This window comes from Aquimarina longa SW024 (assembly GCF_001401755.1).
GTDB classification, from domain to species: Bacteria; Bacteroidota; Bacteroidia; order Flavobacteriales; family Flavobacteriaceae; genus Aquimarina; species Aquimarina longa.
This window is the reverse complement of record NZ_KQ474101.1, coordinates 240,527-260,936: the sequence shown is the minus strand read 5'-3', so window position 1 is coordinate 260,936 and position 20,410 is coordinate 240,527. Positions and strand designations below refer to the sequence as shown.

The 20,410-nt window shown below is 30.2% G+C and carries 20 protein-coding genes and 1 pseudogene; 10 read left to right on the top strand and 11 right to left on the bottom strand.

Annotation, left to right across the window (positions count from 1 at the left end; translation table 11 throughout):
- The first annotated feature begins 4 nt into the window (after positions 1 to 4).
- The 5 genes from N456_RS15435 to N456_RS15415 all read left to right on the top strand — a co-directional run bounded on the left by N456_RS15435 (position 5) and on the right by N456_RS15415 (position 3,663).
- Positions 5 to 907, top strand: a complete 903-nt coding sequence (locus tag N456_RS15435) for a geranylgeranylglycerol-phosphate geranylgeranyltransferase (RefSeq protein ID WP_062059180.1) — start codon at positions 5 to 7, stop codon at positions 905 to 907.
- Positions 908 to 910: 3 nt separating this feature from the next.
- Entirely contained in the window at positions 911 to 1,498 is a 588-nt protein-coding gene (locus tag N456_RS15430; protein ID WP_062059177.1) for a Maf-like protein, read from the top strand.
- A 34-nt stretch (positions 1,499 to 1,532) separates the two neighbouring features.
- Positions 1,533 to 2,468: a hypothetical protein gene (locus N456_RS15425; RefSeq protein WP_062059175.1), complete on the top strand. Its 936-nt coding sequence runs from the start codon at positions 1,533 to 1,535 to the stop codon at positions 2,466 to 2,468.
- 35 nt (positions 2,469 to 2,503) lie between these two features.
- Complete coding sequence (locus N456_RS15420) at positions 2,504 to 2,794, top strand: 4a-hydroxytetrahydrobiopterin dehydratase (RefSeq protein WP_062059172.1); 291 nt, start codon at positions 2,504 to 2,506, stop codon at positions 2,792 to 2,794.
- A 152-nt stretch (positions 2,795 to 2,946) separates the two neighbouring features.
- The gene (locus tag N456_RS15415) at positions 2,947 to 3,663 is read left to right on the top strand and encodes a YebC/PmpR family DNA-binding transcriptional regulator (protein WP_062059168.1); all 717 of its coding nucleotides are present in this window, start codon (positions 2,947 to 2,949) and stop codon (positions 3,661 to 3,663) included.
- A gap of 136 nt (positions 3,664 to 3,799) precedes the next feature.
- Here N456_RS15415 and N456_RS15410 read toward each other — a convergent pair whose 3' ends face one another.
- The 4 genes and pseudogenes from N456_RS15410 to N456_RS15400 all read right to left on the bottom strand — a co-directional run bounded on the left by N456_RS15410 (position 3,800) and on the right by N456_RS15400 (position 7,905).
- Entirely contained in the window at positions 3,800 to 4,354 is a 555-nt protein-coding gene (locus N456_RS15410) for a 1-acyl-sn-glycerol-3-phosphate acyltransferase (protein ID WP_062059165.1), read from the bottom strand.
- A gap of 92 nt (positions 4,355 to 4,446) precedes the next feature.
- Complete coding sequence (locus N456_RS25040; protein ID WP_062059502.1) at positions 4,447 to 5,508, bottom strand: iron-containing alcohol dehydrogenase family protein; 1,062 nt, start codon at positions 5,506 to 5,508, stop codon at positions 4,447 to 4,449.
- 81 nt (positions 5,509 to 5,589) lie between these two features.
- Positions 5,590 to 6,294: pseudogene (kdsB, locus tag N456_RS25035) on the bottom strand (3-deoxy-manno-octulosonate cytidylyltransferase); the annotation flags it as partial.
- A gap of 183 nt (positions 6,295 to 6,477) precedes the next feature.
- The gene (locus N456_RS15400) at positions 6,478 to 7,905 is read right to left on the bottom strand and encodes an ATP-dependent DNA helicase (RefSeq protein ID WP_062059162.1); all 1,428 of its coding nucleotides are present in this window, start codon (positions 7,903 to 7,905) and stop codon (positions 6,478 to 6,480) included.
- A gap of 137 nt (positions 7,906 to 8,042) precedes the next feature.
- Between N456_RS15400 and N456_RS15395 the strand changes: the two genes are divergently transcribed.
- The 5 genes from N456_RS15395 (at position 8,043) to N456_RS15375 (ending at position 11,661) form a co-directional block, all read left to right on the top strand.
- Positions 8,043 to 8,687 (top strand): hypothetical protein, encoded by a 645-nt coding sequence (locus N456_RS15395; RefSeq protein ID WP_062059159.1) that lies wholly within the window; start codon positions 8,043 to 8,045, stop codon positions 8,685 to 8,687.
- Positions 8,668 to 9,495, top strand: coding sequence for a DUF3822 family protein (locus N456_RS15390; protein ID WP_062059156.1), 828 nt, complete (start codon positions 8,668 to 8,670; stop codon positions 9,493 to 9,495). Before N456_RS15395 ends, N456_RS15390 begins: the two co-directional genes overlap by 20 nt.
- Positions 9,496 to 9,497: 2 nt before the next feature.
- Positions 9,498 to 10,034: an RsmD family RNA methyltransferase gene (locus N456_RS15385; RefSeq protein ID WP_062059153.1), complete on the top strand. Its 537-nt coding sequence runs from the start codon at positions 9,498 to 9,500 to the stop codon at positions 10,032 to 10,034.
- Positions 10,035 to 10,052: 18 nt separating this feature from the next.
- The gene (locus N456_RS15380) at positions 10,053 to 10,958 is read left to right on the top strand and encodes a LytR/AlgR family response regulator transcription factor (RefSeq protein ID WP_062059150.1); all 906 of its coding nucleotides are present in this window, start codon (positions 10,053 to 10,055) and stop codon (positions 10,956 to 10,958) included.
- A gap of 91 nt (positions 10,959 to 11,049) precedes the next feature.
- Entirely contained in the window at positions 11,050 to 11,661 is a 612-nt protein-coding gene (locus N456_RS15375) for a hypothetical protein (protein WP_148639343.1), read from the top strand.
- A gap of 152 nt (positions 11,662 to 11,813) precedes the next feature.
- Here N456_RS15375 and N456_RS15370 read toward each other — a convergent pair whose 3' ends face one another.
- From N456_RS15370 to N456_RS15340, 7 genes are all read right to left on the bottom strand, one after another.
- Positions 11,814 to 14,738, bottom strand: coding sequence for a serine hydrolase domain-containing protein (locus N456_RS15370; RefSeq protein ID WP_420834727.1), 2,925 nt, complete (start codon positions 14,736 to 14,738; stop codon positions 11,814 to 11,816).
- Positions 14,739 to 14,746: 8 nt separating this feature from the next.
- Complete coding sequence (locus N456_RS15365) at positions 14,747 to 15,232, bottom strand: hypothetical protein (protein ID WP_062059498.1); 486 nt, start codon at positions 15,230 to 15,232, stop codon at positions 14,747 to 14,749.
- Between the two features lie 194 nt (positions 15,233 to 15,426).
- Complete coding sequence (locus N456_RS15360; protein ID WP_062059144.1) at positions 15,427 to 16,218, bottom strand: (Fe-S)-binding protein; 792 nt, start codon at positions 16,216 to 16,218, stop codon at positions 15,427 to 15,429.
- 60 nt (positions 16,219 to 16,278) lie between these two features.
- Positions 16,279 to 16,725: an HAD family hydrolase gene (locus N456_RS15355; protein ID WP_062059141.1), complete on the bottom strand. Its 447-nt coding sequence runs from the start codon at positions 16,723 to 16,725 to the stop codon at positions 16,279 to 16,281.
- 58 nt (positions 16,726 to 16,783) lie between these two features.
- Positions 16,784 to 18,115, bottom strand: coding sequence for a 4Fe-4S dicluster domain-containing protein (locus N456_RS15350; RefSeq protein WP_062059137.1), 1,332 nt, complete (start codon positions 18,113 to 18,115; stop codon positions 16,784 to 16,786).
- 6 nt (positions 18,116 to 18,121) lie between these two features.
- Positions 18,122 to 19,072, bottom strand: a complete 951-nt coding sequence (locus tag N456_RS15345) for an MlaD family protein (RefSeq protein ID WP_062059134.1) — start codon at positions 19,070 to 19,072, stop codon at positions 18,122 to 18,124.
- A gap of 87 nt (positions 19,073 to 19,159) precedes the next feature.
- Positions 19,160 to 20,281, bottom strand: a complete 1,122-nt coding sequence (locus N456_RS15340; protein ID WP_062059131.1) for an N-acetylmuramoyl-L-alanine amidase family protein — start codon at positions 20,279 to 20,281, stop codon at positions 19,160 to 19,162.
- Positions 20,282 to 20,410: the final 129 nt, after the last annotated feature.

Sequence of the window (20,410 nt, the reverse complement as noted above, 5' to 3'; positions counted from 1 at the left end):
CCTTATGTTACCCTATTTAAAACTTATAAAATTTGACAACCTCCTAATCATAGCCTTAGCCCAGTTATGTGTTAAATATGGTCTATTTACTCCTTTTAATATTGCTATCACTTTAAATGGTTTTGGTATTTTTCTTTTAATAATAGCTACTGTTTCAATAGCAGCTGCAGGAAATATAATCATAGCCATCTACAATCAAGAAAGTTTAAAAAAAACAAATTTATTAGAAGGTAAGATAACAGAAAAAACAGCTAACCAATTGTTTATCTTTTTTAATATAACAGGGGTTCTTATAGGGTTTTACATAGCAAATCTTATAGGAAAACCTAGTTTTGCAGCATTATTCATTATTATCTCTGGGTTATTTTATAGTTACGCCTCATATTTAAAAGAAATTATCGTTCTTAAAAACATTATAATTGCTGTACTTATTGCATTAAGCATACTTATAATAGGCTTCTTTGATCTTCTTCCTGCTATCACCGAAAAAAATAAAGAGTCTCAGAAAGTTATTTTTTCTATCATTTTTGATTACTCTATATTTGCATTTATGATTATCTTTCTTAGAGAATTAGTCAAAGATTGCTTACACATAGATAATGATCATAATAAAGGGATTAAGACAGTTCCAGTAGCTATAGGTAAAAACAGAACAACAAAACTTATTGGTTTAGCAACTCTACTCCCTATTATGGCTGTTATTTATTATATGTACTCCTACCTTTTTTCAAATAGTAACGCTGTTATCTTAGCTCTTATTTTTATAATTGCTCCACTACTTTATTTTATGATAAAAATTTTTAGCGCAGAATCAAATAAAAGCCTTACTCGATTAAGTTTAATTCTAAAAATGATTTTGCTCATTACATCTATTTCACTAGTATCATATCAATTTATTTTAAAATAAAACATGCTGAAAAACCTATTACGTAATAGCACTATAATTCTTGCTTCTGGCTCCCCTAGAAGACAACAATTTTTTAAAGATTTAGATCTGAATTTCACTATAGAATTGAAAGAAATAGAGGAAATTTATCCTGATCACCTCCAAGCTGAAGAGATTTCTGATTACCTTGCTGAGCTTAAAGCAAATGCTTTTTCTCAACTAAATCCTAAAGATATCCTAATCACTAGCGACACTATTGTTTGGTATAATCATAACGCCTTAGGAAAACCAAAAAACCTAGAGGAGGCATCAAAAATGATCCGATCTTTATCCGGAGATACCCATGATGTTATTACTTCAGTATGCTTTAAAACTACTAGACAAACTATACTAATAAATAATACAACTAAAGTAACTTTTAAAGAACTTACTACAGAAGAAATTGAATATTATGTAAACACCTATAATCCAATAGATAAAGCTGGAGCTTATGGCATACAAGAATGGATAGGACTAATAGGAATAACGAATATACAAGGGAGTTATTTTAATGTTATGGGGCTCCCTACGCATCTTGTTTATGAAATGTTAACAACACTTGCTGAGCACTAATTTTATTGTAATTTGTTATTCAAAATAGATTTTTATGAAAAAGATAGTGTCCATATTCATTACTCTAAGCATACTAGCTATTATTGCTTGTAGTAATATTAAAGCAAACAAAACGAACGATATTGTTATCAAAACTGATACCCAGAATAATAAATTTAAAAAAGAGTTATCAAAGGATTTCAAAAAATACTGGTATAATGGTGAAGCAGAAATAACGTCGTATACATTAGAACAAGCTCGATATGGTGAAATGAGAAAAGGAACTGCTATTCTCATTTATGTTACTGAAGATTTTCTAACTAAAGAACAAGTCAAGGCAGATCATAAAAATAGCAATAACACACCTATTTTAAAACTTAATGCTACCAAAAAGTTTAATACAGGAATCTATCCATATTCAACCATGCAAAGTACATTTTATCCTGTAAAAGATAATCAGCACGCGATTAAAGTTTCTAATTCTATACAAGAATGGTGTGGTCATGTATATACACAATTAAACAATCGAAACCAATTTGAAATCACATCACACTCATACTTTCAAAATGAAGCAGATCAAGAGTTTAAACTAAACAAAACTATCTTAGAAAATGAACTTTGGGCAAAAATTAGAATTAACCCAAACGGATTACCTCAAGGTGATATACAAATCATTCCTTCTTTTGAATACTGCAGATTAAGGCATAAAGAAGTTAAAGCGTACTCCGCAAAGGCTTTTATACAAAAAGGCACTTCTACTAATACATATACCTTAGAATATCCAAACCTTGACCGTAGTATCAGTATTACTCTTACTAATACCTTTCCCTATACAATAGAAAAATGGGAAGAAACTTTCATTAGTGGATTTGGTAACAATTCAAAAAAACTTACTACAAAAGCGACTAAAATTAAACGTATTAAATCTGCTTATTGGAATAAAAACAATAATAAAGATGAAGTCTTACGCGATAAATTAGGATTAAATTAAATAAAAAAACATCTATTAACTAACAACAAATACTAATGATAGTAAAATTATCAGAATCTAAGATAAACGAAAAGCTTAAAGAAATAGATGGTTGGGAATACCATGATAATGCACTTCACACAACTTTTGAATTTAATGATTTTAAAGATGCATTTTCTGTAATGACTCGTATCGCTTTTGAAGCCGAAGTACAAAATCATCATCCTGACTGGTCGAATGTATACAATAAATTGCAGATCAGCCTTTCTACTCATGATGTAGGAGGAATCACCGAAAAAGATTTTAAACTCGCAAAAACAATAGATACTATTATTGAAGGAGAATAATGAGAAAATTTAATAGTAAAACTAAAATTTTGATGATTATAATTTTACTATTAAAGTTTGAAACTTTACATTTATATAAATTGATATGAAACAAACATTTGTCAAAAACTTCGTTTCTACTTATGTTTGTATTCAGATTTTAAAATTAGCATATGGGAAGAGCTTTTGAATTTAGAAAAGCACGTAAGATGAAACGTTGGTCTGCAATGGCAAAGGCGTTTACTCGAATTGGCAAGGATATTGTTATGGCGGTAAAAGAAGGAGGACCAGATCCAGATTCTAATTCTCGTTTAAGAGCGGTAATTCAGAATGCCAAGTCTGTAAACATGCCTAAAGACAATATAGAACGGGCTATTAAAAGAGCTTCTGACAAAAGTCAAGGAGACTACAAAGAAGTTCTCTTTGAAGGATATGCTCCTCATGGAATAGCCATTCTAGTAGAAACTGCAACAGATAACAATAATAGAACAGTAGCTAACATCAGATCATATTTCAACAAATGTGATGGTAATTTAGGTACATCTGGCTCTGTAGAATTTATGTTTGATCATACTTGTAACTTTAGAATTAATGGAGAAGGTCTAGACCCTGAAGAACTCGAACTTGAGTTTATTGACTTTGGTGCTGAAGAAGTTTTTCAGGATGATGATGGAATATTAATCTATGCACCTTTTGAAAGTTTTGGAGCTATCCAAAAAGAACTAGAAAGTCGAGAAATCGAAATTCTTTCATCAGGATTCGAACGCATCCCACAAGTAACCAAACAACTTAATTCAGAACAAGCTACTGATGTAGAAAAACTTTTAGAAAAAATTGAAGAAGATGAGGATGTACAAAATGTTTATCACACTATGGAAGAATTATCTTAATAAAAAGTTTTTTTTTAAGAACAACAACATAGCAATTATACTTCTAACTAATTAGAGTATACTAAAAGAGATCTATTTTATAATAAAATAGATCTCTTTTAGTATACTGTTATAAATATAGATTTCTTATACAAAATCAACTTCCATCGAAACTATATTCAGGAATTTTACCTTTAACTCCAATAAAAAAATTATACATATGTTTAAAATCTTTTTTAATATCATTGGTAGGATAAAATGGTTTTGAAATAACTGTTTGCTTCTTCCCAAAATCAAAAGCTACCATAATGATTGGTATTTCTGCAGTTTTAGCGATGTGATAAAATCCTGTTTTCCACTCTTTCACTTTTTTTCTTGTACCTTCAGGAGCGAGTGCTAATCGTAACTCTTTTCTTTTTGCAAAAAACTCTGCAATAGCTTCAACTTTATTTTGTCCTGAAGTTCTATCTAGAGAAATCCCTCCTACTTTAGTAAAATACCACCCTAATGGCCATTTAAAAAGTTCTTTTTTTGCCAAAAAACTTATCTTAACACTTGATAATTGCCTAATCAATAAACCTATATAGAAATCATGCCAACTTGTATGTGGCACCACAATTATGATACATTTTTTTACAGTTTTTGAACTAAAATCACCAACAATTTCCCAACCTAGAATTTTATGAAATATAAACGAAGAAAAACGTCTCATTTGCTAATTTTACTATTTCTTAAAGATTCTATATAAGTTTTTAAATCCAATTTGATGCGTACTAACATAAATTAAAAACTATTTATAGAGCTTTATAAAGCTCTATAAATAGTTTTTAATTTATCTTCATCAATCTTTGATTTCCAATCACGTCCTAATGCATTTTCCCATAATGGTTCTAAACTTAAGGCCACCTTTGTCATAACATCTAATTGCTCTTCTGTTACATTCGCACAAACACCTTTAGGCAAATCTATATTATGGAGTTCTTTCATTTTTTTAAACAAAGCAACTCCTTCTGGGTAATATTTTTCTAATTTATCAAACACAATACAATTACCTATACCATGCTTAGTACCTAGTACGTATGCTAAACCATAACTCATAGCATGAGCAACACCAACCTGAGAATATGCAATACTCATTCCTCCATGCCAAGATGCCATCATCAATTTTTCATCTGCTTCAGCTTTGGTTAAACTTGTTTCAAGAAAAATCTCTTTACAAAGTTCTAATGCTTTTTCTCCATAGCTCTGGCTAAACGCATTTAAATAAGTTCCATCTAATGATTCTATACAATGAATATAACAATCCATCCCCGTATAAAACCATTGATTTTTAGGGACATCTTTTATCAATTCTGGATCTAATATAACTTGGTCAAATGGTGTGAAATCAGAATTAATTCCTAATTTACGCTCAGGACCTGTAAGTACTGTTGTACGAGATACTTCTGCACCTGTTCCCGAAATTGTAGGTACTCCTACATGAAATACTGCCTTATTTTTTACTAAATCCCAGCCTTGATAATCTGCTGCACTTCCTGGATTAGCAAGCATTATTGCTACAGCTTTAGACAAGTCTAATATAGACCCTCCTCCAATACCAATAATCCCACTTGGAGTATATTGATAGTCATTTTTAATTGCTGTAACTATTTGATCTACTTGAGATGTTTTAGGCTCTTCTGTTGTAGATATATAAATGATCTTATCTGTATAAAATAATAGTATTCTATCTTCTATAAAAGAAGTATTTTTTTCAAAAACATCATCTACTAAATATATAAATGGTGCAACACCATTTCTCTCTGGTGAAATAATACTACTTATTTGATTAAAAGCTCCTCTTCCAAATACTACTTTTGGAACCATTGGGAAATTTTTATGCATAGAGGTAGATACCTCCGAAGTAGACAAAACTGGTTTTGGATCCAATTGATGTTCTTTACTTATTATTTTTTTTGCTCTTTCTAAATCTTCTGGAGTATCAATTTCAACACCTTCATGATCTGTTTCTACCATTTTAATATTTTTATCATATTCCAAATATCGAATGCATTCAATTTTTTCTGAAGCTTCTAAAGTACGCATAGGTAAATGGTAAAAATCTAAAATAGCTTGTTTTTTAAACGCATATACTCCTTTATGTTTATAATAAACATGATTTATTTCTTTATCTCTAGGATATGGAATAGGAGCTCGAGAAAAATATAACGCATAATTATGTTCATCCACAATAACTTTTACACTATTAGGATTCATAATATCATCCCAATCTTCCATTGGTGTCATAAGGCTAGCCAAATCTATACGATCAGAATCCTCTTGATAAAATACATCTAACACTTTTTCTAAACTCTCACGATCAGTAAAAGGTTCATCTCCTTGGACATTTACTACAATATCAACATCCATATCCTCAACAGCCTCTGCTATTCTATCACTACCACATGTATGTTCTTTCTTACTCATAATAGCGACACCTCCATGAGATGTAATCTCTTTATAAATAATATCACTATCAGTGACTACATAGACTGAATCAAAAAGTCCAGAATTAAGAGTAACCTCATATGTTCTTCTTATAACACTTTTTCCTCCAAGATCTTGCATTAATTTACCAGGGAATCGCGTGGCTGCATATCTCGCAGGAATCATTGCGATAGTTTTGAGAGTATTTTTCTTCAAAATTTGTTGCTTTTCTAGAAATGCAAAAGTAACTTTTTAAAATTAATTTTACATCTTTATTATCAAATTAGTTTATTTCCTTTTGCTTTAATTTTTTTTTATCTTCAAAGTCTATCTCAAGATCTATACCAAAATAAACGCAATATTAAATTCTTAATTTTCATAAAAAAAATCTTTTTTAAAGCCTATCAAATATAATTTCTTTTTTGCTCTTGTAACTGCTGTATATAGCCATCTTAAATAATCTTTATTTACTCCCTCTGCAATATAAGGCTGCTCTATGAATACATTATCCCATTGTCCACCCTGTGATTTGTGACATGTTATCGCATAAGAAAATTTGACTTGTAAACTATTAAAAAATTTATTGTTTTTAACCCCTAGAAATTTTTTATACTTTGATTTTTCATCTTCAAAATCTTTCATTACCTCTTGATATAATTGATTTGATTCTTCATAAGATAATGAAGGGGTTTCTGAAGTTAGTGTATCCAGTATTAGAACAGTTTCAAAAGGCTTTTGGTTTGGATAATCAACCATGCTAACATTCACTATCGCAAATCTGAACCCGTATAATTCCTTTATTGAAAAGATCTCTAAAACTTTAATAATATCACCATTAGCAATAAAACCAGCTTCACTATTGCTATCTAGCCAATAATAATTATTTTTAACAACCATCAAATAATCTCCGGAAGATAATTCTTCTTCTTGAAAAAGTATTCTAGATCGGATTTGTTGATTATAAACATTTGCTCGCTTATTAGAACGCAATATAATTACTGATTCTTCATGTCCAGAATTAGAATATGCTTCGTTTAGAGCTTCCATAATTTCATATCCATCAATAAATCGAACTACATCTGAATATCCTGAAATATTAAACTTGAAAGAATCATAAAAACCATCATTAAGAACTTCTCTTAAACAAGTAGCATTTACAAGAATACCACTATCCTCAGTTTGTCGTACTACTTCATCTAGCTCTATCTGAGTGACCTCTTTATTAAAGCCTATTGAAAGAGTATTTACATCCAAAGCAGGGCTTACCTCTAATTTAACTGGTGGTAATTGTGCTGTATCTCCTATAAAAAGAATTTTGCAATTATGACCAGAATACACATACATCATTAAATCATCTAACAAAGATCCATTTTCGAATAATTTACTATCACTTGGAGTATCAGGAATCATGGAAGCTTCATCTACTATAAAAATAGTATCTCTATTCTTATTTTGTTTTAATTGAAAAGCTAATCCTCCGTTTTTATTCTTTTTTGGATAATATATATTTCTGTGGATTGTCTGAGCATGTTTACCTGAGTAATTACTAATCACCTTAGCTGCGCGACCTGTTGGAGCTAAAAGAACTGCTTTTGACTTAATCTTTGATAAATTCTTAACTAAAGATCCTATCAAAGTAGTTTTTCCTGTACCGGCATATCCTTTCAATAAAAAAAGAGACTCTTTTGATTCTGACAGCACAAAATAGGATAGTTTTTGGAGAACGATATCTTGTTTTATAGTAGGTTCAAAAGGAAAACTCTTTTTTAATAATTCATAAAACTCTTTTTCTTTCATTGAAAAAAAATTACTTTTAGGATTAATATCCCCATTAATAAATCAAAGATAAGGATGATTTTTTGGGAATAAACTTTTACGATTAAAAAAAAATTGTAGATTTGCGTATACACTAATGTTAAAAGTTAAATCATAAAATGAAAATTGTTGTTCAATTAGTTCTGTGGGTAATTATAGGGTTTTTAGGATACTTAGTATTCAATTCTATTAATGGTCCTGTAAAGTTCAATAAAGTAAAACAAGCTCGATATGCAAAAGTTGTAAAGAATCTAAGAGATATTCGTACAGCTCAATTAGCATATAGATCAGTAACGGGTAAATTCGAGAAAGACCCAGTTAAGTTGGTTACTTTTATAGACACTGCTAAATTCACGTTAACCCAGAGAAGAGATTCTAGTTTTATCAGATTTAATAAAGTCCTTAAAATTGATGAACCAAGAGATACTGTTGTCATTGATACACTTGGTTATGCTTCTATAAAAGATTCTTTATTTAAGACTGGAAGTCATAAAAGTATGATGAAAATTCCATTAGAAGATATTGATGGTGATTTTGAACTAGATGCTGGTTATATTAATAAAAATGATCTTAGAATAGCTGTTTTTGAAGCTAAAGTTGCAAAAGACATCCTATTAAGTGATCAAGATAAAGACCTCCTCGCTCAAGAAAAAGAAGTACAATCTGTTGATGGAGTTAATGGTACGCATCTATCAGTAGGATCAATGACAGAAGTAATGACTTCTGGTAACTGGCCAAGAACTTATGGTGCAAACGATCAATAGTATAGATGATAATACATCAAAAAAATTGTCCATTCAGGTGAGCCTGAATGGATTTTCTTTTTGCATCACAAATAAAAACCAAAAAATCATTGCCATAGAACAGGACAATTTTGGTATTCAATTAACTCCAAAACAAGTTCTCGATAAGATTAAGTATAGTTTCAACCATAATAAAAACCTAAGAGAACAAGTATTTAATAGTATTGATGTAATCCACCAAAATGATTTATATACTGTTGTCCCTAAACCTTTATTTGATGAAAAATTATTAAATGAATATTTAAAATTCAACACAAAAGTTCTAAAAAATGATTTTATAGCGTATGATACACTAGATAGACATGATATTGTGACTGTCTATATACCTTATACAAATATCAACAATTATTTTTTTGACTCCTTTGGTTCTTTTACATATAAACACACTAGCACTATTCTAATAAACTCCTTGATTACCCAAGAAAAAAATAATGAATCCACAACTGTTTTTGCTAATATAAATGACGATTCTTTTGATATAATCGTATTCATTAAAGGTAAATTTGTGTTAAGTAATACCTTTAAACACCAAACTAAAGAAGATTTTTTATATTACCTTATGCACATTGCAGAGCAACTAAAGTTAAACCCTGAAGAGTTTAACCTATTTTTTTTAGGAAATATATCTGAAGACAGTGAATTTTATAAAATTGCATATACGTATATCAATAATGTAAGTTTTGGAAGTCATCAGCAGCAATTAAAATTAGCATCAGAAATAACTCCTTTTAAATCTCATCAATATTTCACATTACTTAGCCATTTCTAAATATGCGTATCATCTCAGGAAAATATAAAGGAAAAAGATTAACAGCTCCTAAAAAACTGCCGGTTAGACCTACTACTGACATTGCAAAAGAAGGATTATTTAATATTCTAAGAAATCAATATAATTTTTCTAGTATATCTGTTTTAGATCTTTTTACAGGAACTGGAAACATTAGTTACGAATTCATATCTAGAGGCACAAAAGACATAACAGTGGTAGATTCTCACTATGCATGTTTAGGATATATCAAAAGTATCGCAAAAGAACTCGACTGCCCTATAGAAACTATAAAAAGTGATGTCTACAATTATCTCGAAAAAGTAAAACATCCTGTAGACATTATTTTTGCTGACCCTCCTTATGATTTCTCTATTGATCAATTTAATAAAATTCCTGAATTAGTTTTTAAAAATGAATTATTAAATGATGGTGGAATTTTAATTATCGAACATTCTAAACATACCTCTCTAGAAGAATCAATAAATTTTAGTAATTCTAGAAAATATGGAGGTTCTGTTTTTAGCTTTTTTAAAAAATAAAAAGCTTTACTATATATAATGATATTACATTTATTAAGAAAACCTTACTCCCATAATTTCTCGTTAAAAAGAAATTTAATTCTAGCTATATCCATTGGGTTTTTTATATTTTTAATAAATCAATTATTGTTTAATGACCCAGAACAAAAATATTTTATAATCTCAAAAACTAAAATATCTATTATTTTAGGCAGCATTACATTTGCATCTATTATTTTGATACTTGATATATTTCCAAGAATGTTTTTCTCCATTACCAGAAAAGAAAACTGGACAATATCAAAAGAGTTAGGTATACTCTCTATACTACATTTTGGAATTTTCATTTTTAATTATACTTTTTTAATTAGCATCTGCAAAGACCTTTCTTTTTCTTTATCATCTGTTTTCTTTATTAGCACAGCTCTTTCTACAATTTTAATAGGTTTTATTCCTTCATCGATTATAGTATGGATTGATTATACTATCAAATTAAAATCAAACTTAAAACAAGTCTTACTACACAATCAAAAATTAAAAAATAGTATAAAAAAAGATCAAAAGTCTTCAACTAAAGAGGAAATCATACACCTACCTTCTAATACATTAAAAGAAACCATAAAGTTTGATTTAAGCACTTTATTATTCATAAAGTCAGATGGTAATTATATTGAAATATACACACAGAAAAAAGATCAAATTGCAACTTCTTTTTATCGATTTTCAATTCAACAAATAGAAGAAACATTAAACGAATTTCCTTTTATAATTAGAACGCATAGGTCATATTTGGTTAACATACGAAATATCGAAAAATCAAAAGGAAATGCTCGTAATTACCAATTATTTTTTAAAGGAGTTGATCACACTGTTCCTGTTTCAAGAAATCGATTTGAAAAGTTTAATATCGCCTTTAAAAACATAGTGTCTATCCACAACAAATAAATGGCCATTCACACCATAATAGGCTTATTAATATAGAATTAAGTAGTTGTATCATAATCTTGCACTAAAATTCATAAACTACTTAATGATCATGATAAACAAAAAGGTAATTTCAGTTCTTTGCATACTATTTTTAGCTCATATCTCCTCTGCACAACAAAACAATGAAGAGAGTAATTTGATAACTATATTTGATTCTGAAAGTTCAAAAATAACTGGTTTTGGAGGATCAAATTTAAATTTCTCTTCAGTAATGAATCAGTTTGCTTTTTTTGCTGGAGGAAAAGGAGGTATTATTATTAATCATAAAACAGTATTTGGTATTGAAGGCTATCATTTAACAACTGATATTACTCACAAAAAAATTGAAACTAATCAAAACCTTAATTTTATTTACGGTGGTTTTTTTGGAGCATATATAGTTAATTGGAAGTCTATAGTACACTTAATTCCCTCTGTTATGATTGGATGGGGAGGTATCGGAGAAAAAGATAACCACTCACACAATGAACATCTTGATGTATCTGACAGCCTATTTATTATACAGCCCAGTTTAGAATTAGAATTCAATATCTACAAAGCTTTTCGAGTAGGATTAGGAGTTAACTATAGAACTGTATCTGGATTAAATACAGACTTTTACAGCAATAATGACTTCTCTTCACTTGGCGGAATTCTTTCTCTAAAATTTGGTAAGTTTTAACTCAAAAAAAAGTTTCCCTTTTAGATTTCCTGACTTTGTACACCACATAATAGCCCTTTTTTTTCAAAGTCGGGAGGTCTAATAAAGTATTTTCAATCTATAAATTTAAGATTTTAGCATTATAGTTCTTAAAGAAAAAAATATCTAAAAAACTAGTCCTCTATTGCTTCATAAATTATCTTTTGTATATCTGATCGAATATTATGAGATATCAATTTTCGATTTGCAGCATTGGGAAAAGTACGATTACTTAAAAAGACATATATTAATTCTTTCTCTGGATCTGCCCATGTAAATGTTCCTGTAAAACCACTATGACCAAAACTAGTCATTGACACACATCCACAGGTTGGTCCTGCCTCTCCTAATTGTGGTTTATCAAATCCTATTCCACGCCTCACACGTCTGTGACAATAATGACAGGTATTAAAATCATCTAATGTTTGCTGTTCAAAATACTGTTTCCCTCCATAATATCCTCCATTAAGATACATCTGCATTATCTTAGCCACATCATTAGCATTAGCAAATAATCCTGCATGTCCTCCTATACCTCCAAGCATAGCTGCTCCTTGATCATGTACATACCCATGAACAATTTCATCTCTAAAGATCCTATCGTATTCTGTAGGAATTATCTTTTTTTTATTAAACTTTGTTAAAGGTAGGTATGATGTATTATTAGCCCCCAAAGGCTTATAAAAATGCTGTTGAGTCAGTTTATTTAACGTATTCCCATAATGATTTTCTACAAATGTTTTTAAAAGATAATACGGTAAGTCACTATACTTATAACTTAATCTTTTACGTAATTCACTTTCCTTAATTTTTAAAAGCAAAGAATCCTTCATATCACTTCTAAAATAAAGATTATTGGTAACTTGAATATTAAAATCCTTAGAGCGATTACTTCTATAATATTTTTTATCTGGTTTTCGTGTTATAGAATCCATAGTTTGCAGATAAAACGGAATCCATGATTTAAATTTCGCATAATGCGATAGCATTGATCTTATTGTAATATTTGCTTTATTAGAACCTTTAAAAGACGGTAGTATTTTCTCTACCTTAGTATCTAAAGAAATCACTCCTTTATCTTTTAATTCAATAATAAGAGGTAAAGTAGCTAATATCTTAGTGAGAGATGCCAAGTCATAAACATCAGTTTTTTTTACTTTCCGAATTTTGTTATAGGTATGATATCCATAATTTTTATTAAAAACCACCTTTCCTTTTCTTGCTACAATTAATTGCACCCCTGGTGTCATCTTCTCTTGTAATGCAAAATTCACTACAGAATCAATTTTTGCTAATTTACTAGAACTCATCCCTACACTTTCTGGCACCCCATAAGATAATCTTTTCAATAATCTAGTATACTCTCCTGTACCAATAGGAAACTCTTCTCCAATACTAACCGGAAGTTTACCTTTAGCTTCTAATGCCCCAAAAAGAAGGTGTGCAGCTTTCTGCTGAGCCACATTACTATTTTGATATGCCATCAGAATCCCCTCAAGATTTGTAGTTGTTAACATATCTAACATGGCATACGGTTTTGCAAACACATTAAGTACTGTAGTATTCAGTCTGGCTATTTCATACAACCACACTAATTCTTTATCCTTAAACTTATATGCTTCCCAAGGAGAATCATTAGACTTATGGAAACCGACAATCACATAATTATATTTATTTAGTTTGCCTATCATTTCGCTTAGTCCAATCGCCTTTATCCAATCAACTTTAGCATATTTATTCAACTCATTATAAAACTCTTCTCCAGAGTCATCCCCAAAAGATACATAAGCTATTTTTTTTAGATCTATATTCTTAATTGGTAATGTAGCTTTTTTATTTTTTATAATAGTTAAAGAGTTCTCTATCAAATCATGTTGTAATACAGTATCATTTATACTATTTAAGTCTTCATAAAGAAAATCTTTTTTTATAGGTTTATATCTATTTAGTCCTACTTTATACTTAGCTGCTAAAATTTTTTTAACAGAATATGACAAACGTTCTTCTGTAATTGCTCCTGCATAATATGAAGAAACTATCTTCTGAGAGGCTAGTGGCACATTTTCTGACATCAAAAGAATATCATTACCTGCTAGAAAAGCTACTAGATCAATCTCTCCAGGGGTTTTAAAATCAGAAACTCCTTTCATATTAAGGGCATCAGTAAAAATTAGCCCTTTAAATTTTAGACTATCTTTTAATAGAGTAGACACTACTTTTTTGGATACCGAAGAAGGGTAATTAGTTCTGTACTCTATACTAGGTACATTTAGATGAGCTATCATAATACTAGGCACCCCTCTACTTATAAGTTTTTTATAAGGATATAACTCTATACTATCAATTCGTTTAGCATCAAATCCAATTGTAGGAAGTGTATGGTGAGAATCACTATCTGTATCTCCATGACCCGGAAAATGTTTTGCACTTGCCAAAACTCCTTCTTTTTGCATACCCTTCATAAAAGCTAATGCTTTTTGAGTTACTATTTCTTTACTTTCTCCAAAAGAACGATTACCAATAATAGGGTTTGCTGGATTTGTATTGATATCTACAACTGGAGCAAAATTAATATGAACTCCTATTCGCTTACAATGTTTAGCTATTTGTTGCCCTGTTTTTTCGATTAAGGCATTGTCCGTAATAGCTCCTAGAGTCATATTCCAAGGAAAAATTTGGGTAGAATCTAATCGCATACCAAGTCCCCACTCTGCATCAATACCAATTAACAAGGGTATTTTAGATATTTTTTGACATTCGTTATTTAATATTACCTGCTCTTTAGGTCCTCCTTTAGAAAAAACAATTCCACCAATCTGAAACTCCTCTATAAGCTGTTTAATTTTACTCCTTTCTTTTGATGAAGCTGAAGAAGGCATACTAACCATAAATAGTTGACCTACTTTTTCTTTGAGAGTCATTCTATTATATATACTGTCTACCCAATTTTTTTGAGCGCTAAAATCTTCTGTTGCTAAAGGATTTTGCAACTGAGCGTTTACTCCAAAAGTTACAAGAAACACTAGGCAATAAAAATACTTTTTGATTATATCCCGCACGAAAAATTTTATTTTATGAAACGGTTATGCCAACTATCTTTTGCAGGAACTTCCCAATTCGTATGATATTCGGCTATATTAGTAACCAAATTATTAAATACAATAGTATTAGAGGATACGGATCTATTTTTTGCCATTTTTTTAAAATCCACTAAAGATTTATAAGCTACAAACTCTCCTTGTTTAAAAGAGACATTCATCCTATCCATTAAATCAACATCATATGTCTTTTCTAATTCTTGAATAAAATGAACAGAAGCATCAATAGAGCATCCCGTTGCAGAATTTACTCCTTGATCCAGCCCTATAACTATAAAACGCTTATACTTAATCTCATAACCTGCTTTTAGATCAGCTCCATGGGCTGTCCATTGAGTTATAAATTTGTTTATTTTTTGTTCTATCTCTTCCAGTTCATCAATAGTAAATGATCGATTAGCTTGGTAAATCCAAACTCGAGATGTTTCTGAAAGGCTCTTAAAATCCGCCAACATAATCTTTTTATTAAAGTAATTAAACCAGAGCATCAATTATGCCACAAATCTATTGTAAGATAAAATTAATTATTTCACACAATAAACTCACACTGCAAATGAAATGACATTATTAGTCCGATTATAAAAAAGAGTTAATATGAATACACAGATTAACTCTAACTAATTTTATATAACTAAGAACGTTTATACGTTTATAGATCTTGAGCGTTAGCAATAAGCTCCGCTACATCTAAAACTTCAACACTTTTTTCTTTTTCTTTACTCTTAACACCATCTGTCATCATTGTATTACAGAATGGACAACCTGCAGCAATAATATCAGGTTTCACTTCTAATGCATCTTCTGTTCGCTCTACATTAACATCTTTATCCCCTGGCTCTGGTTCTTTAAACATTTGAGCTCCGCCTGCACCACAGCATAATCCATTTCGTTTACAACGCTTCATTTCTACAAGTTCTACTTCTAATTTTCTCAGTAAATCTCTTGGTGCTTCATATACATTATTAGCTCTACCTAGGTAGCATGGATCATGAAATGTGATTCGTTTACCTTTAAACTTACCTCCCTCTACTTTTAATCTCCCTTCATCCAAAAGGGATTTTAGAAATTGCGTATGGTGCATCACATCATAGTCTCCTCCTAATACTGGATATTCATTTTTTAGAGTATTAAAACAGTGTGGACATGCTGTAACTACTTTTTTTATTTCGTAAGCATTTAAAACTTCGATGTTTGTAACTGCTTGCATTTGAAATAAAAACTCATTACCTGCTCTTTTTGCAGGATCTCCTGTGCAGCTTTCCTCGGTTCCTAATACAGCAAAGTCAACATTAGCATTATGAAGCAGTTTCACAAAAGCTTTAGTTATTTTTTTAGCTCTATCATCAAAACTACCTGCGCAACCTACCCAAAATAAAACTTCAGGTTTTTTACCTTCAGCTAAGTATTCTGCCATTGTTGGCACTTTTACTGTCTCACTCATATTATAATACTATTTAAGATTAAGCCTTTGTTTAGAAATTTAAAAAACCAAACTTATATCTTAATCATGTTTACCATCATCAAAAACTTCAATGGTTACTACTCTTTCTACTAATTCTGTGAACTTGCCGGTATACCTTGTTGCTTTTACCAAATGGTTATCAATCCAGTGATAATTTCCTCCTCTAGGCTTACCCATTAACAAACTATGATACTTAAATCCATATTCCTTTAACCATGTCTCTGTTACTCCTCTATGTTCCTCTGTTCTAGATGTGAAAAAACAAATTATATGTCCTTGATCATACCATTTATTTAAGGTTACTAAAGCATCAGGAAAAGGCTTACAAGTTCCCATACGTTCTGGTTCTTCATTAGGAACATCTTCTGTAATAGTTCCATCAATATCAATAAGATAGTTTTTTATCCCTTCTGGCAAAACAGGACTTATATGTTGTCCTTCTTCTAATTTATCATGCAATAATTTATCTACCTCTTCTTTTTTCATAATTATTTTAATTTAAGGTTTGGTTTAATTGGTTAAAAATCTTGGTTAAACTTACTATTTATTCGTCACTCCAATTTAATCGGTCCATCTGGTTAAATGGCCAAGGAGCTCCGTTATTTTCTATGTTAGACATCATATTATTTAAGTCTGATGGTGCAGCACTCTGTTCCATTACTAAATACCGTCTCATATCGATAATAATTGATAATGGACTAATACTTACAGGGCAAGTTTCGACACAAGCATTGCAACTAGTACATGCCCACAATTCTTCTGGGGTAATGTAATCGTTCAACAATTCTTTTCCATCAGGCACAAAACTACCATTCTTATCTATAATATCACCTACCTCTTTTAATCGATCTCTAGTGTCCATCATTATTTTACGTGGTGATAATTTTTTACCCGTTTGGTTTGCTGGACATTCACTTGTACAACGACCACACTCAGTGCATGTATATGCATTTAATAATTGAACCCAATTTAAATCGGTAACATCTGATGCTCCAAACTTTTCTGGTTCTCCTTCTGTCTGGTCATCATCTACAGGAGCAGCGAATGGATCTGCACTAGGATCCATCATTAATTTTACTTCATTAGTAACAGCTTCTAGGTTATCTAACTCTCCTTTTGGGTTTAAATCACCATAATATGTATTTGGAAACGCTAATAGAATATGAAGGTGTTTTGAAAAGTATAAGTAATTTAAAAAAATTATTATCCCAATAATATGCAACCACCAAGAAGTTCTTTCTAATATGATTAAGGATAGTTCAGACATACCATTAAAAAGAGGAGATATAATCTGACTTATAGGGTATGCTCCTGCCTTACTGTAGTGATCAGCTCCTAACTCTTGTAATTGAAGATCCGCTGCATTCATTACCAAAAACAAAGTCATCAGAATCATTTCAAAATATAAAATCAAATTTCCATCATTCTTTGGCCAGCCTTTCATCTCTGGGTTCCAGAAACGTTTTAGCTTAATAATGTTACGTCGAGTCCAAAATATTATAACTCCTACTAAAACTAAAAGTGCTAATACCTCGAACGAAGCGATTAAAAAGTCGTAGAATCCTCCTAAAAATGCAAAAATCCTGTGGGTTCCTAAAATACCATCTATAATAATTTCTAATACTTCGATATTAATTATTATAAAACCTATATAAACGACAACATGTAATATCCCTGAAATAGGACGTCGCACCATTTTAGATTGCCCTAATGCAATCATTAACATGTTTTTAAATCGTTCTTTTTTATTATTGGATCGTTCGACATCTTTTCCTAAGCGGATGTTACGAATAACTTTTCGTATATTCTTTGTAAAATATCCAATACCTACCCCCAAAATAAGTATAAATAAGATATTAGGTATGTACTGTAGCATAATCTTTTAATTTATTGAGTCTGTTGGTTTTTCGTAAGGAGTATTTTTCTTTCCGAAAACCGAAATGTGAATATATCGCTTTGGATTTAATCGTAAATCTTGTAACAATAATTCTAACTGTTTGCTGCTTTTTTCTAAATTACTATACAGCTTATCATCTTTCAGTAACTTTCCTGCAGTTCCTTTTCCTGAGTTAAGGTCTTTTGATATTTTATCAAAATCAGCTAATATTTCTTCTAAATGTTTCCCTAATTCACCAACATTAATTTTTGCCAAAGAATCAGAAACCTTGGTGAAATTTGTAGACATTTTATCCAGATTAACTATCGTATTATTCAGTTTATCTTCATTAGTAGAAATCATATTATTTAATGATCCTGATACTTTTTTAAAATTGTTAACCGCAATATTTAAATCTTTAAAAATCGAATTAAGGTTATTTTTATTATCTCTACTAAGAATATCATTAACCGATCCCATAAGTGTATCCGCATTTGTAATTGCTGATTCTAGCTTTTTTTGTAAAGGAGTAAATTTCTCACCTACAAGATCTATGATTCCTGTTCCTTTTTTACCAGGTAGTGTATCCTTATTTCTTGCTTCTAACCCTTGCTCATATAATGGTATTATTGCTAAAGACTTTCCTCCTAACAATCCATTTCCATCTATTTTTGCTTTACTATTTCTTGAAAATGAAAAATCACTATTAACCGTAAATTCTACAATAAGATTACCTTGGGTATCTGCAAAATCAATCGATACTACTTGCCCAACAATTAAACCATTTATAGTTACAGCAGAAGAAGGTATTAATCCTTCTACATTATCATATACGGCATAAAGGGTTCTATTATTTTCTAAGAGATTTTTTCCTTTTAGGAAACTATAGCCAAAAACCAAAAGTGCTATTGCGCAAACTGCTAATATTCCTGTTTTGACTTCTCGTGTAAATTTCAAAATAGATTATGTTTTAGGACACAAATTTAGAATAAAAATATATTTTTACTGATAAATTCGTAAGGAATTATTCTGTGTTTATTTAAATCAATTCGAAGATTCATTAGCTTTTAGAGCTTCTGTTAGAGGAATTAACTCATTATTACGAAAAGCGACAACAAAACTAGAGCCAAAACCTTTACTAGCTGCAACCTCTCTTAACTCTTGTGCTAATGTATAATTAGGTGTGTTACCAAAGAAATATTTAAACAACTCTCCTTTTTTAATTTTAGACAATTGATCTAGCCCTTTAAAATTAAATGACTGTAACTCTATATCACTAGATCCTGCAGATATCTGTACTCTATATGTTATTTCTTTATTAGCACCTTCTTCTATTGTCTGAGTCGTAATTTTTGTGAGTTCTGTTTTTTTAGGTTGATGTACTTTATAAACAGCATCTAAACTTTCTTTATAATCTATTATTGAAGTAGTAATAGATTTTGCCATATTATCCTGACCTTTTTTAGAATTCAAATATTTTCCTTCATTATTATTGGTTAAAAAACCTAATTCAATAAGAATACTAGGCATATAAGTTTGATGAAGGACTACGAACCCTGCTTGTTTTACTCCTCTACTTTTTCGTTCTAAAGTTTTCTTAAATCTATTTTGTACAAAACTAGCTAGAGTAAGACTCTGATCTAAATATTCTTCTTGCATTAATGTTAATCCAATAATCGATTCGGGAGAATTTGGATCAAATCCATCATAATTAGCTTCATAGTTATCTTCTAAGAGAATAACAGAGTTCTCATTTTTTGCTACATTAAAATTCTCATCATTAGCATGCAATCCTAACACAAAAGTCTCTGTTCCAGAAGCTTGAGAACGATGTGAATTACAGTGCACAGATACAAATAAATCTGCTCCTGCTTTATTAGCGATACTACCTCGTTCATGTAGCTCTATAAATTTATCTGTTTTTCGGGTATAGACTACTTTAAATCTACCATCTTTTTCTAATGCTGCACCTACAGTCAAAACCACTTTTAGGGCTATTTCTTTCTCTTTATATCCATTTCCTCTATTACCAGGGTCATGACCCCCATGTCCTGCATCCAAAACAACAACAAATTTATCCTTATCCTGAGAAGTAATAGGAGACTTAAAAGTACTTATTAAAAAAAATGCTACTAAAAAAATAGTATGAGTTATACTTCGTTTCATCAACTACAAATAATTTTATTACTAATTTTGAAACATTTTTATTCTGTTTCAGTTTTTAATTATAATACATTAAAAATATTAAGATTGTGATTTATACAACACCTCAAAATTTTTCATATTTACACAACC